General features: G+C 46.6%; 17 protein-coding genes. All 17 read left to right on the top strand.

Annotated features, from left to right (window positions below; all coding sequences use genetic code 11):
- Window positions 1-18 precede the first annotated feature (18 nt).
- The 17 genes from hslV to fliL all read left to right on the top strand — a co-directional run bounded on the left by hslV (window position 19) and on the right by fliL (window position 13,676).
- Entirely contained in the window at window positions 19-564 is a 546-nt protein-coding gene (gene hslV, locus N6H06_RS15195) for an ATP-dependent protease subunit HslV (RefSeq protein ID WP_062750693.1), read from the top strand.
- 25 nt (window positions 565-589) lie between these two features.
- Window positions 590-1,981, top strand: a complete 1,392-nt coding sequence (gene hslU, locus N6H06_RS15190) for an ATP-dependent protease ATPase subunit HslU (protein ID WP_062750692.1) — start codon at window positions 590-592, stop codon at window positions 1,979-1,981.
- A gap of 25 nt (window positions 1,982-2,006) precedes the next feature.
- Window positions 2,007-2,786 (top strand): GTP-sensing pleiotropic transcriptional regulator CodY, encoded by a 780-nt coding sequence (gene codY / locus N6H06_RS15185; protein WP_062750691.1) that lies wholly within the window; start codon window positions 2,007-2,009, stop codon window positions 2,784-2,786.
- Between the two features lie 510 nt (window positions 2,787-3,296).
- A complete protein-coding gene (flgB, locus tag N6H06_RS15180) occupies window positions 3,297-3,692 on the top strand; it encodes a flagellar basal body rod protein FlgB (RefSeq protein WP_263707464.1) in 396 nt (131 codons plus the stop codon).
- A gap of 12 nt (window positions 3,693-3,704) precedes the next feature.
- Window positions 3,705-4,151 carry a flagellar basal body rod protein FlgC gene (flgC, locus tag N6H06_RS15175; protein ID WP_263707463.1) on the top strand — a complete coding sequence of 149 codons (447 nt, stop codon included), beginning with the start codon at window positions 3,705-3,707 and terminating at the stop codon, window positions 4,149-4,151.
- A 16-nt stretch (window positions 4,152-4,167) separates the two neighbouring features.
- On the top strand, window positions 4,168-4,464 hold the full coding sequence (gene fliE / locus N6H06_RS15170) for a flagellar hook-basal body complex protein FliE (RefSeq protein WP_062750688.1): 297 nt from the start codon (window positions 4,168-4,170) through the stop codon (window positions 4,462-4,464).
- Between the two features lie 34 nt (window positions 4,465-4,498).
- The gene (fliF, locus tag N6H06_RS15165; RefSeq protein ID WP_062750687.1) at window positions 4,499-6,079 is read left to right on the top strand and encodes a flagellar basal-body MS-ring/collar protein FliF; all 1,581 of its coding nucleotides are present in this window, start codon (window positions 4,499-4,501) and stop codon (window positions 6,077-6,079) included.
- A 20-nt stretch (window positions 6,080-6,099) separates the two neighbouring features.
- Window positions 6,100-7,107, top strand: coding sequence for a flagellar motor switch protein FliG (fliG, locus tag N6H06_RS15160; RefSeq protein WP_263707461.1), 1,008 nt, complete (start codon window positions 6,100-6,102; stop codon window positions 7,105-7,107).
- Window position 7,108: 1 nt separating this feature from the next.
- Window positions 7,109-7,870 (top strand): flagellar assembly protein FliH, encoded by a 762-nt coding sequence (gene fliH, locus N6H06_RS15155; RefSeq protein WP_263707520.1) that lies wholly within the window; start codon window positions 7,109-7,111, stop codon window positions 7,868-7,870.
- The gene (gene fliI / locus N6H06_RS15150; protein ID WP_263707460.1) at window positions 7,830-9,167 is read left to right on the top strand and encodes a flagellar protein export ATPase FliI; all 1,338 of its coding nucleotides are present in this window, start codon (window positions 7,830-7,832) and stop codon (window positions 9,165-9,167) included. The genes fliH and fliI overlap by 41 nt, the downstream gene beginning before the upstream one ends.
- Before the next feature lie 8 nt (window positions 9,168-9,175).
- Window positions 9,176-9,619, top strand: a complete 444-nt coding sequence (fliJ, locus tag N6H06_RS15145; RefSeq protein WP_062750683.1) for a flagellar export protein FliJ — start codon at window positions 9,176-9,178, stop codon at window positions 9,617-9,619.
- Window positions 9,620-10,180, top strand: coding sequence for a MotE family protein (locus N6H06_RS15140; RefSeq protein WP_212953823.1), 561 nt, complete (start codon window positions 9,620-9,622; stop codon window positions 10,178-10,180). It abuts the gene before it with no gap.
- Window positions 10,181-10,187: 7 nt separating this feature from the next.
- The gene (locus N6H06_RS15135; RefSeq protein ID WP_263707457.1) at window positions 10,188-11,783 is read left to right on the top strand and encodes a flagellar hook-length control protein FliK; all 1,596 of its coding nucleotides are present in this window, start codon (window positions 10,188-10,190) and stop codon (window positions 11,781-11,783) included.
- Window positions 11,770-12,204 (top strand): flagellar hook assembly protein FlgD, encoded by a 435-nt coding sequence (gene flgD, locus N6H06_RS15130; RefSeq protein WP_263707456.1) that lies wholly within the window; start codon window positions 11,770-11,772, stop codon window positions 12,202-12,204. The genes N6H06_RS15135 and flgD overlap by 14 nt, the downstream gene beginning before the upstream one ends.
- Window positions 12,205-12,219: 15 nt before the next feature.
- Window positions 12,220-13,023, top strand: coding sequence for a flagellar basal body rod protein FlgG (gene flgG / locus N6H06_RS15125; RefSeq protein ID WP_263707455.1), 804 nt, complete (start codon window positions 12,220-12,222; stop codon window positions 13,021-13,023).
- Window positions 13,024-13,032: 9 nt separating this feature from the next.
- Window positions 13,033-13,248 carry a flagellar FlbD family protein gene (locus N6H06_RS15120; RefSeq protein ID WP_062750678.1) on the top strand — a complete coding sequence of 72 codons (216 nt, stop codon included), beginning with the start codon at window positions 13,033-13,035 and terminating at the stop codon, window positions 13,246-13,248.
- Entirely contained in the window at window positions 13,245-13,676 is a 432-nt protein-coding gene (fliL, locus tag N6H06_RS15115; RefSeq protein WP_263707454.1) for a flagellar basal body-associated protein FliL, read from the top strand. The genes N6H06_RS15120 and fliL overlap by 4 nt, the downstream gene beginning before the upstream one ends.
- The last annotated feature ends 18 nt before the right edge of the window (window positions 13,677-13,694 follow it).

The raw sequence follows: 13,694 nt of genomic DNA, 5'->3' as shown, positions 1-13,694 counted from the left end.
AAAAAGGAGCGTTTGACAATGGAGGGTTTCCACGCAACAACGATTTTTGCGATTGCCCATAATGGCGGGTTTGCTATGGCTGGCGACGGTCAAGTTACGTTCGGCAATGCTGTGGTGATGAAACATACCGCACGCAAAGTCCGCAAGCTATACCATAATAACGTTCTCGCTGGCTTTGCAGGTTCAGTTGCTGATGCTTTTACATTGTTCGAAAAGTTTGAAGCAAAACTGGAAGAATACAATGGCAATTTGCAGCGCGCCTCTGTCGAGCTAGCGAAGGAGTGGCGCAGCGACCGGGTGTTACGAAAACTTGAGGCGATGCTGATTGTGATGGATAAACAAGCTTTGCTTCTTATCTCAGGAACAGGAGAAGTGATCCAGCCTGACGACGGGATTCTCGCTATTGGCTCTGGAGGAAATTACGCACTGAGTGCCGGACGTGCGCTAAAGCGCCATGCCCCTGGGTTGAGCGCACGTGAAATTGCCGTTGCTGCCCTTGAAACGGCAGGCGAAATCTGTGTGTATACAAATGACCAAATTGTCGTAGAGGAACTGACAGAGTGATGATGAACGATTGGAGGGTAAAGCAATGACAAGCACATTGACGCCTCGGGAAATTGTGGAGCGGTTGAACCAATATATTGTCGGGCAAGACGGGGCCAAACGGTCTGTTGCTGTTGCACTGCGCAATCGCTATCGCCGTACAAAGCTCGATCCTTCCATGAGGGAGGAAATTACGCCGAAAAACATTTTAATGATTGGCCCTACTGGCGTCGGTAAAACAGAAATTGCCAGAAGGCTTGCAAAACTTGTAGGCGCACCGTTTATTAAGGTGGAGGCCACAAAGTTTACGGAAGTCGGCTATGTCGGCCGCGACGTAGAGTCCATGGTGCGCGATTTGGTTGAGTCAAGTGTCCGTCTTGTGAAAGAAGAGCGAGTCGCACTCGTGAAAGACGAAGCGAAAGAGCTGGCTGACAAACGGCTTATCGAACTTCTTGTCCCTTCCATGAAAAAGGAAACCAATTATAAAAATCCGTTTGAAATGCTCTTTAGCCAGCCGGATAAAGAGGAGGAGGAAGACGGAGAAGAGGAACTGACCCGTGCCAATTTAAAGAAAAAAATGGCGGAAAAGCTTAAGCAAGGTGAGCTGGAAGAGCGCATCGTCACTGTTGAAGTGACGGAACAAAATCATGGTTTTATGGATTTGTTTCAAGGCGGGGCGGGTATGGAACAAATGGGCATGAATATGCAAGAGATGCTATCAAGCATGATGCCGAAGAAGAAGAAAAAACGCCGCATGACAGTGGCCGAAGCCCGTGGTGTACTCGCTGAAGAAGAAGCGCAGAAACTGATCGATATGGATGATGTCACACAGGAAGCGATTACACGGGCTGAACAGCTCGGGATCATCTTTATCGATGAAATTGATAAAGTGGCTGGAAAAAACGATCAAGGGGCCAATGTTTCTCGAGAAGGTGTCCAACGCGACATTTTGCCGATTGTAGAAGGTTCGACTGTCGTGACGAAATACGGTGCCGTTAAAACGGACCATATCCTTTTTATTGCAGCAGGCGCTTTTCATATGGCCAAACCAGCAGATCTAATTCCGGAATTGCAAGGGCGCTTTCCGATTAGGGTTGAACTGCAAAGCCTTTCTGTCGATGATTTTGTCCGCATTTTAGTAGAACCGGACAACGCATTGACAAAGCAATATGAAGCACTTTTGCAGACCGAAGGTATAGAAATGAAGTTTTCAGACGAAGCTGTTCGTAAGATTGCGACGATTGCGAGCGAAGTGAACCAAGAAACAGAAAACATCGGAGCGCGCCGTTTGCATACGTTGCTAGAAAAATTGCTTGAAGATTTGTCCTTTGAAGCAGCCGATATTCACTTGGAGACACTTGAAATCACCGAACAGTATGTCGAAGAAAAACTAGGTTCCATTGCAAAAAACCGCGATTTAAGCCAATTTATATTGTAATAGCAAACAAAGGAGAGATGTAGGAATGGATTTACTTACAAGAACAAGAAAGATTAATGAAATGCTGCAAAAAACAAGTGGACAACACGTCAATTTCCGAGAAATGGCGATGACGTTGCGTGAAGCGATCGGCTCTAACGTCTTTGTCGTTAGCCGCCGTGGTAAATTGCTTGGCTTCTCTATTGAAGAAGAGATCGAGAATGATCGCATGAAAAAAATGCTCGATGAGCGCCAGTTTCCAGAAGAGTATACAGATGGCCTATTTAAAATTGAGGACACTTCTGCCAATATCGATGTACACAGCGAGTATACTGCGTTTCCTGTTGAAAACCGTGACATCTTTAAAAACGGCTTAACGACCATTGTGCCAATTAAAGGTGGCGGTCAACGTCTTGGTACGTTGATCCTATCCCGTTTAAACCGCTCTTTTAGCGACGATGATTTAATCTTGGCTGAATACGGAGCAACGGTTGTCGGCATGGAAATCCTCCATGAGAAGACACAAGAAATTGAAGAAGAAGCACGCAGCAAAGCTGTTGTACAAATGGCGATCAGTTCGCTTTCTTACAGTGAGCTAGAAGCGGTTGAACATATTTTCGAGGAACTTGACGGCAGAGAAGGATTGCTAGTAGCAAGCAAAATCGCTGACCGTGTTGGCATTACCCGTTCTGTTATCGTTAATGCATTGCGTAAACTTGAAAGTGCAGGCGTCATCGAGTCTCGTTCTTTAGGAATGAAAGGCACATACATTAAAGTGCTTAATGACAAGTTTCTATTGGAACTAGAGCGTATGAAAGAAGACTAAGCCCAATTATAAAATCAATCAGACTGAACTACAGCAAAAAGCCACCTGTCCAATTGAGGATAGGTGGTTTTTTGCTGTGTTGATCTGCGCTTTTTCAACTAGCTAAAAGGACCCAGAGTAGGGCGGTGTTTCAAGTGTTTAGTCGATATGTAGCGTTACTAAAGGGACCAAATGCCTAAATAGTAACAAAGTTAGGTATACAGGAGAGAAGGGATATTCGAAACGGGCATTAATGCCCAGTTCCAGCTAAAAACTTTCTTTCCAATAAACTAGTAAAAATGACAATCGTACCAAGAGTCTAAAGTCCCGAAAAACGTAACGTTACATCATTATTTAGGACTAAAATCACTTATAATAATGGTACATTAGACTTAATTATACATAAATCTCAATTGAGCTTAGACAAACATCTCAAAAACTAGTAAAATTTTATCAGGGCTAAACATGGGAAATAGTGCTTAATCTTTCCTGTTTTTATGAGAAAAGACATGAGTAAAAGGAGGGAGACGGTTGTTCGTTACTAGTACAATTGCAGCGCTTGAAGAAGGCATACGCTACTCGGCTACGAAACAAAAAGCCATCTCAACAAATCTAGCAAATGTCGATACACCTAATTTTAAAGAGAAAACCGTGTCTTTTGACCAAGTTTTACAGGCTGTTGGAGAAAAAACGGGACAATTGAAAGCGAAACGGACAGACGAGCGCCATTTGACTTTTCCGCTTCCTGGAAATGGCGGTGTTTCATTACGGGAAAAGGGAGAGCTATACAACCACAATGGGAACAGTGTCGACGTAGATAAGCAAATGACCGAAATGGCGAAAAATCAACTTTATTACAATGCGCTCGTTGACCGAATCAGCGGAAGCTTCCAATCACTTGAAACAGCAATAAAAGGCGGCAAATAGGAGGAAAGGCGTATGACGATGTTTTCAAGCATGAACGTATCTGGTTCAGGACTTACACTACAGCGATTGCGAATGGACTTAGCAGCAAGCAACATTGCCAATGCTGATACAACAAGGGCAGAACTTGTAAATGGCGAATGGCAGCCTTACCAGCGGCGAATGGTTGTCCAAGGGCCTACGTCGATGGGGCGCTTTTCGACAGAGCTGCAAAAAGCAACGGCCGAGCTAGATCAGGGAGTTGTAGCAAAACAAATTGTCCGTGATCCCACACCAGCCACACTTGTTTATGACCCTACCCATCCTGATGCAAATGAAGACGGGTATGTCGCAAAACCAAACGTCGAGATCGCAAGAGAAATGGTGGACATTACAAGTGCCACGAGGTCCTATGAAGCAAACGTAACAGCGCTTCAAGCTAGCAAAGGGATGGTTATGAAAGCACTGGAAATAGGTCGTTAAAGGAGGATGAGGAAAGATGACAATTGAAGCGATGCAGCCACTTTTCCAATCGCTCGCTACACCAGCTGGCAAAACGGAGGCAAACAGCAAAGGCGCCGATTTTAAGTCGGCTTTAATGAATGCTCTCCATTCAGTCAATCAAGACCAGCTTGCTTCAAGCGAAGCAACACAAGCACTTGTCAAACAAGAACCCATTGATGTTCATGACGTCATGATTGCGGCGAACAAGGCATCGGTTTCGATGCAAGCCGCGCTAGAAGTACGAAATAAAGCAGTAGAAGCGTATCAGGAAATGATGAGAATGCAAATTTAAGCCGCCTGAAAGGCGAGATGCAAGCGGAGGCGCCATGAAGGAGAAAGCGAAGCAATTCAAGAACCAGGTGCAAACGTTTTGGACAGAGAGCAGCACGCTGCGAAAAAGTGCAGTCATTTCCGTTGTTTTACTACTTTTATTAGCGATTGCACTGGCAGCGGCCCTTCTATTCCGAACGAACTATGCGCCTTTATATAGCCAATTGACATTGGCCGAAGCTGGCCAAATACAAGAAGCGCTCGAGCAACGAGGGGTGGCCGCCCGTGTTTCAAATGATGGCACCACCATTCATGTGCCTGAGGCGGATGTAGATCGGTTGAAAGTTGAACTCGCCGCTGAAGGGCTGCCTAAAAGCGGCAGCATCGATTATGCGTTTTTTCAAAACCAAATGGGTTTTGGGATGACTGATAATGAGTTTACCGTTATCGAACGGTCCCTTATGCAAACGGAGCTTGCCGAATTGATAAGGGGCGTCCAAGGAGTCGAGCAAGCAAATGTCATCATCACGCTCCCTGAAGAAAGCGTTTGGCTGGATTCAGGCCAAGAAAGTTCGACTGCAGCTGTTGTGTTGCAGTTAGAGCCGGGGTATACGCTCGATTCTTCGCAAGTGAAAGCTTTATATCATTTAATATCAAAAAGTGTACCTAATTTGCCGATTGAAAATATTGTATTATCCGATTCGCAGTTCAACAACTATACATACCAGGAAGAGGAAACAAGTCCTGCTGCCTCGTTCCAATCACAGCGTGAAATTAAACAAGAAATTGAGTCGGACTTGAAACAAACGATCAATCAACTTCTAAGCGCGGTTGTTGGGCCTGAAAATGCAATCGTATCTGTTACGGCAGATATCGATTTTACCCAAGAACAGCGGACCGAGGATTTGGTTGAGCCGGTTGATGAAGAAGAGGTTTCTGGGCTGGCAATCAGTGTTGAACGAATTAATGAAATGTATGAAGGAACAACAGGCAATGAGGAAGGTGTCGCTGGCGTAGGCGATGAGATTCCCAATTATACCGGCGCAGCAGGCGGAGGCGATTCTGAATCGGAGCGGACTGAAGAGCGGATTAATTATGAAGTTAATCGGATCCACCGGGAAATCATCGAAAGCCCTTATGAAATTCGCGATTTAGGAATTCAAGTAATGGTCAACCCGCCGGAAGGGATGCAAGCATTGCCGCCTCAGCAAACGGCTGATATCACAGCCATGCTAGAGACGATTATCCGTACGACATTGCCAGATGGTGGCGAGGAGGAAGGAGAACAGGATGTTGGTGACCGTGTAATGGTGACATCAATGCCATTCGCACAAACGGAAACAGGAGAGGCGGAACAGCCGGCAGCAACGATACCGGTCTGGATTTACGCAGTAGCTGCTGGACTTGTCTTGCTGATTATCATACTAGCTGTCCTGCTATACCGGAAAAGAGAACCAGCTGACTTAGCGGAAGAGCAAGACGAGGCGGCAGAACCAGAGCCAGAGCAAGAGGATGAGCCACTTATGGAAACGGAAGAAACAGAAGAGAGCAAGCAAGTGCGGCAATTAAACCGACTAGCAAAAGAACAGCCAGAAGACTTTTCAAAGCTTTTGCGGACGTGGCTTTCAGATGAATAGCAGAAAGGAGATTGGACGAAATGCCGAAAGTAAAGCTGACGGGACGTCAAAAAGCAGCGATATTGCTAATTTCACTCGGGCCTGATACGGCAGCGGAAGTGTATAAACACTTAACTGAGGATGAAATTGAATTGCTGTCACTTGAAATATCCGCGATGCGAAAAGTCGATAAAGATGTTCAAAACAATGTTATGGGCGAATTTCATTCGATGGCAAAAGCACAGGAGTACATTGCCCAAGGCGGCATAGGTTTTGCGAAGACGATTTTGGAAAAAGCATTAGGAGAAGAAGCGGCCGCCTCGATGATCCAACGGCTGACGTCAACGATCCAAGTAAGGCCATTTGATTTTGCCCGCAAAACGGATGCAAGCCAAATATTAAATTTTATCCAGCATGAGCATCCGCAAACCATTGCCGTGATTCTATCGTACTTGTCGGCCAAGCAGGCAGGTCAAATCATTTCTGCTTTGCCGGAAACGATCCAGACCGATGTCGCAAGGCGAATGGCGCTAATGGACAGCTCCTCTCCAGAAGTGATCGCTCAAGTGGAAGCGGTGTTGGAAGAGAAGTTGTCGCAAACATTGTCACAAGACTTTACGGAAACTGGCGGAATCGAAGCGGTCGTAGAAGTGTTGAATGGGGTTGACCGTTCAACGGAACGGACGATTCTTGATGGGCTCTATATCCAAGATCCTGAGTTGGCGGAAGAAATCAAAAAACGGATGTTTGTGTTTGAAGATATTGTCACCCTTGAAAAACGGGCGATCCAAAGAGTGATCCGCGATGTAGACAACGATGACTTGAAGCTTGCCTTGAAAGTAGCAAGCGATGATGTGAAAGAAATGGTGTTTGACAATATGTCTCAACGGATGGCTGAAGCGTTTAAAGACGAAATGGATTACATGGGGCCTGTCCGCTTGCGTGATGTAGAAGAAGCACAATCGCGGATTGTCGCGACCATCAGGCAGCTTGAAGAAATGGGCGAAATTGTGATAGCCCGCACGAATGGAGATGACGTCCTTGTCTAACGTGATCCGTTCTACTAAGAATGTGAGCATTGCACGGGAAATTGGCATCAAACCTTTGTCTCAACGGACAAGAGAACGGGAAGCAAGACAAGAACTGGCCAAAGAAGAAGCCCAGCTAGAACAAATGCAAGAAAAAGCAGAAGCGAAGGCAGCCCAATTGATCGAGGAAGCACAAGCAGAAGCGAGGGCAATTGAAAAAAAGATGGAAAGCAAACAAGCGGAGCTAGAGCAACAATGGGAAAAAGCGCGCTTGAAAGCAGAACAAGAAGGTTATGATGCTGGCTTTACAGCGGGTGAAAGCCAAGCAAAAGCCATTTACGAGTCAACGATAGCGGAAGCGAAGCAACTGCTAGAAGAGGCACAGGCAGTGGCTGCATTAAAAGTAGACAATGAACAACCGCTTTTGATTGAGCTTGCTTGTGCCATTGCTGAAAAGGTGATTGGCGTTTCTATCGCAGAAGACTCCTACTTACAGAATATGGTGCAAGCCGCCCTTGCTGAAGTGCGCGACCATGCATTTGTCAAATTGTATGTGCCGCCCCATTGGTACAAAAGGCTCGCCGCTTGCGTGGACGAGTTGCAAGGGGCCATACCTGCCTGCGAAGATTTTCAGCTTATACCAGACGGGCAACTACAAGACGACCACTGTTTTATCGTCACCAATGCTGGAAGAATGGATGCTTCTCTTCCGACTCAGATCGAGCAGTTGAAAAAGCAGCTTCATGAGGCTGCGAGGTGTGGTTCATTTGCAAAAGCTCATTGATCATGTTCACACACTTTCCCCGTATAAGTGGTATGGGCAAGTTCGACATGCCGCGGGGTTGACGATTGAATCAGCTGGGCCAAGAGCATTTATCGGTGAGCTGTGCTATATCTGGGCTAGCGCAGACCAAAAGGGGACTAAAGTACGGGCTGAAGTCGTTGGTTTTAAGGACGACCGCATTTTGCTCATGCCACTAGACGATACCCGGCGAATAGCGCCTGGGAGCTATGTGGAAGGAACGGGAAAGCCGTTAAATGTAGCGTGTGGACCAAGTTTGATTGGCCAAATTGTCAATGGCGTCGGTGAACCGTTTTTGCAAAGCACAGCACTAGGTGAGACAGACGCCAACTATTCAACCGACAATTCACCTCCAAACCCGCTAGAAAGACCGCGCATTTCCGAAATTATGAGCGTTGGTGTCCGCGCAATCGACGGGCTGTTGACGATGGGAAAAGGGCAAAGAGTTGGCATTTTTGCTGGCAGCGGCGTAGGGAAGAGCACACTCATGTCGATGATTGCCAAACAATCGGATGCAGATGTGAATGTGATCGCTTTAATTGGCGAACGCGGCCGAGAGGTAAAAGAATTTGTTGAGCGCGACTTAGGAGAGGAAGGACTTAAAAAGTCGGTCGTTGTCGTCGCGACATCAGACCAGCCAGCGCTGTTACGAGTGAAAGGAGCGCAAACGGCTACTGCCATTGCTGAATATTTCCGCGACAAGGGCAAGAATGTCAATTTAATGATGGATTCGGTCACACGGTTTGCGATGGCACAGCGCGAAATTGGCTTGGCCATTGGCGAACCACCGACGACAAAAGGCTATCCCCCTTCTGTTTTTGCGATGATGCCGAAGTTGCTAGAACGGTCAGGCACGAACCAGTCAGGCTCGATCACCGGTTTGTACACCGTTCTTGTAGACGGAGACGACATGAATGAGCCTATTGCAGATGCCGTGCGCGGGATTCTTGACGGACACTTTGTATTGGACAGGCAACTCGCCAATCGTGGACAGTATCCAGCCGTCAATGTGTTAAAAAGCGTTAGTAGGCTGATGAAAGAGTTGGTGGAAAGCGAGCATCTCCATGCAGCAAAGCTTTTTAGGCAGCGTTTAGCCGATTACGAGCAGTCAGAAGACTTAATTTCACTAGGGGCTTATAAACAGGGCAGTTCCAAAGACATTGACGCTGCTATTCACGACCATCCAGCGATGCTTGACTTTCTTAGACAAGAAGTCGAAGAAAGCGATTCGTTTGCAGAAACGAAAGCGAAGCTTATACAACTTTTTAAACGGGAGTGACGCTTGCAATGGCATTTCAATTTACGTTACAGACAGCGATGGATGTATGCAAGCAGGAAAAAGAGGCCGCTCATAAGCAATACGAAGTGGCTGTTGACGCATTTGAATGTGAGGCAATGGCGCTGTTCCGTTTGCTAAAGCAAAAAGAAGATGTGCAAGCAGCGACCGAGAAGATGCTGGTTGAAAAAGCATCAATTTCCGATTTGCTTATCAGCCAGGCGTGCTTGGATGGACTGCAGCAGCAAATTGGAAAACAACAGCTGCGAACCGACCAGGCTAGGGCTGATATGCTTCAAAAGAAAGCGACGTTCCAGCAACATGCCGTTTCGTATAAACAATATGAACGGTTAAAAGAAAAGAAACGCCTTGAACAAAAACAAGCAGAAAACCGCCGGGAGCAACAACGGATGGATGAGTTGTGCGTTACCCGGTTCAAAAGGAAATTTGCCTAAATGAACGAGAAACCGACAAAAAAACGCTGGACTGTGATTTTTGCTTTTGCCGTTCCGTTTTTTGTCATCGTCCTTGCTGCCGTGTTTTTAATCGGCCCTTTGCTAGGATTTTCGCCAATGGACAGCATTAAAAATGCATTCGGGTTTAAGCCGAATAACCAGGCAGAGAATGAGTGGCAAAAAAAGTATGAGCAGTTGGAAGGCGAACTGCTTGATCTGCAAACGGAGTTGCAGGAGCTCTCCAATGAGCTTGAAGTAAAAAATGCTGAACTAGCAGAAGCGCAAGGACAGCTTGATGACATCGAGGCAAACGAGGACGAGGCAATCGCTAATGTGGAAAACGAAACCATACTTGAAGAAGGCAACTTGCCAGCTGTATTAAAGACATATGAACAAATGACGCCAAAGCGTGCAGCTGCATTACTCGATGAAATGAATGAAGAAGAAGCTTATCGCCATGTGGCTGCTATGAAAGACCAACTACGCGGCTCGATTCTCGCGAAAATGCCTGAAGAAAAGGCGGCCCGGTTTTTAGAAAGGCTTGCGCAAGAAGGGGGGTAGGGGCAACGTGCACATTACACAAATGGTGAATGAAATCGCGACATCACGACCTTTAGGCCAGGTGAAAGGACGAAGCCAATCGTTTTCCGATCTTCTATTAAATAAGGCTTCGTCATCTACTGAAGGGCTAAACACCATGTTTCTTCCTCTTACCAATACAGAGGAGTTAGACAACGACGCTGGAACGTCAGCGCCAAACGATGAACAAGCAGATGATCCTGTTTTAAGTCGGATCGCCGCTGAAAATCAGGCGAATCAAAATCAAATCCCAGTAGGCGCTGTGGACTTTGGCCAGCCTAGTGTTGTGAATGAAGAAGGTGGTAGCAAGCCCGGTCCTTTAATGAACCAACCAGTGGACTCAACGGGTTGGGATTTAAGCCAAACCACGACGGGTGCTTCCCCTACAACCTTGGCAGGGGCAACATCGAGAGCAGAAGCAGGTGAGTTGTTAGAAAACCTAGCGAAGGAACCGAAAGAAAACGACAGTGCTAGCGCTAAACCTGCTTTAAGCCAAGATGAGCTTAAAGACATAGCCGTTCGTAATAGCAAAACAGGCGAAAAGGAACCGTCACTCCGGCAAGTGGCTCCTACTCCTTTTCAAGACATGGGATCAGAGCCTCCTGAGGAAAACAACCGAACATTTAGAGACAAAAATCAACAAATGTCTTCTGACCGTCCGGCGCCTTTGCCTCAAGGCGACGACAAAACCGAGCCTGAAAATAGGGCTGAGTCGCTGAAGCGGGAACAAGAAGTTGCACTTTTAACGAAAGTAAGCTCGCAGCCAAGTGACGCGATGAAAGCCAGCGCGAACGATGCGTGGCAAGTGGATTCAAATTCAGGCGTGGAAGACGAGTCACCTGTTAGGACAGAAGCAGAGCAGGCCCAAGTTTTTAAAAATGAACAAAACAAGTTTACTAATGGAAAGACTCATGAAGAAAACGAGTTACATACTGAGCGAAATGAGCCGACTAAGGTATCCGTTTCTTTAGCAGAAGGGAAATTAGAACAAATAGACCCTAAAAAGCGAATCGTGCATGAGAAAGAGCCAAGCACTGCGCCGCGCATCATAGAGGGACCTAGCAAACAAACGCATAACGGCACAGGAATGGCTAGCGGTCAAGCTGGAATCGAAGGAAGCGCTGCTGTGGAAGCCACGAAACAGCCAAGTGGGAAAAGTGCGCTGCCCCCTATGCTGGCTAAGCAGCTTGAACGAGTGCTAAGAGCGGCTGCGTTCAAGCAACATGGAGATGGGGCGCTGCAATTGACGGTGAAGCTTCATCCAGAAACGCTTGGGCGTTTGCATGTGCAACTTTTCCATTCTAGCCAAGGGCTAGTCGTCAAACTGCTTGCCGATAAAAAAGCAACCGCAGAAACGCTAGAGCGCGCTCTCCCTGGATTAAGGCAAATGGTTAACCAAGACGCCACGTTTGAAATCGGGCCAATTGATGAAGAGGGAGACGAGCAAAGCAATGGTGAAAGTGGACAGGAAGGCGGGCGAAAACCACCGGAAGACGAGGTTGGCGAACAACGGAAGCAGCATTCATTTTCAGATTGGATGAGTCAAAAACAAGGAGAAGGAGAGGAAGCGGATGACGCAAGTTGACCCATCGTTGTTGCTTTCCTCGGTACAGAACCAGCAGCGGCAACCAAACAATTCACTTGGCCAAGACGCGTTTTTGAAGCTTTTGATTACGCAACTGCAAAACCAAGACCCGAGCAACCCGATAGAAGATCGGGAGTTCATTGCCCAATTAGCGACTTTTTCCCAGTTGGAGCAGCTTACGAAACTGAATAGCACGATGGAATATATGTACTATGAGCAAAAAAGCCAGCAATTGATGGCGCTAAGCGAGTTAATCGGCAAATCGGTTGAATGGCTTAACGAAAAAGACAAAGTCGAGCAAGCAACAGTGACTGGAGTTAAATACAGCGAGTCTGGCGACTTGCTCGTGCAAATCGATGATGACAAGTGGATTGAGGCAAGCAATTTAATTTCAATTATTAAACCAACATCAAACGAGTAAAGGAGACGATCCGTTATGATTCGTTCCATGTATTCAGGCATCTCAGGTATGAAAGGTTTCCAAACAAAGCTAGACGTTGTCGGCAATAACATTGCTAACGTCAATACTCATGGGTTCAAAAAAGGGCGCGTCATGTTTCAAGATATGGTTAGCCAGCAAGTACAAGGGCCAATGGCCGCCACTCCTGACCGTGGTGGCGTCAATAGCAAGCAAATTGGTTCTGGTTCAATGGTTGGCGCAATTGACACGGTTCATACCGGAGGAGGCAACCAATATACGGGGCGTGAATTGGACTTGGCGATAAATGGCGATGGCTACTTTGCCGTTCAAGTCGGAGCCGATACGTTTTACACGCGGGCTGGAAATATTTATGTCGACCACGACGGCAATGTTGTCAACAGCTCAGGCGCCTATTTGTTAGGGGCAGACGGCAACAGGTTGCAAATCGATCCAGATCTTCTTGATGACATGCAAAGCATTTCCGTTAACAAGCAAGGCGAAATCATCGTTACTATTCAGGGGCAAGAAAACCCTTTAACCTTGCAAATTGGCGTCGCTAATTTTGCTAATCCTGAAGGCCTTAATAGCGCTGGCGGATCCCTATTCACAGCAACTCCTGCTTCTGGCCCTGCCAATCTAGTCATTCCAGGAACACAAGGCACTGGTGACATTCAGTCTGGCTATTTAGAAATGTCGAATGTGGATCTCGCTGATGAATTTTCGGAAATGATCGTCGCACAGCGTGGTTTTCAAGCTAATTCCCGGATCATTACGACTTCAGATGAAATTTTACAAGAGCTTGTAAACTTAAAACGATAGGTGACTGGCATGATTCCATTAACGCGCTTAAACGGGCAACGGCTGTTGTTAAATTTGTTGTTGATCGAAAAAGTAGAAGCGTTGCCTGATACAACGATCACGCTTGTAAATGGAAAAAAGCTCGTCGTTGCCGATGACATGGAACAAGTCGGCCAAGCGATCAACAACCGTATGGCCGAGATCGGCCTTGTTGGAAGCTACAAAAGGGAGGATTTATCAGGTTGAAAAAAAACCGTGTAATTGGCGTAGCGTTCAGCCTCTTGCTCACCGGAGTCGTCATAGTTGCAGGGCTCTATATGCTTGGCATTGGCCCATTTGCCCAAAACAAGGCGAGCGGTGCGCCAACGATAGAGGACATTAATGAGCGCTCATTTGATACAGAAGAAATTACGACCAATTTAAAGTCAGGGGAATTCATCCGCGCTCAATTTCGGATCGAACTCGATCACAAAGACACGCTTGCGGACATCGATAAAAGAGGGTTCCAAGTGAATAATGTCATTTTGCTGACACTTGCAGAAATGTCTGCAGAGGACCTCGTCGGTGAAGAAGGTCTAGCCGAGCTGCAGGAAACGATCCAGACAAAATTAAACGACCATTTAGAACAAGGCACTGTCAAAGCTGTTTATACGACAGTGAAAGTGGTCCAATAACAAAAATGAGGTGCTCTA

This window comes from Shouchella tritolerans (assembly GCF_025770735.1).
GTDB classification, from domain to species: domain Bacteria; phylum Bacillota; class Bacilli; order Bacillales; family Bacillaceae_D; genus Shouchella; species Shouchella tritolerans.
The sequence above is the reverse complement of the archived record's forward strand: the minus strand, read 5'-3'. Positions and strand labels throughout refer to the sequence as shown.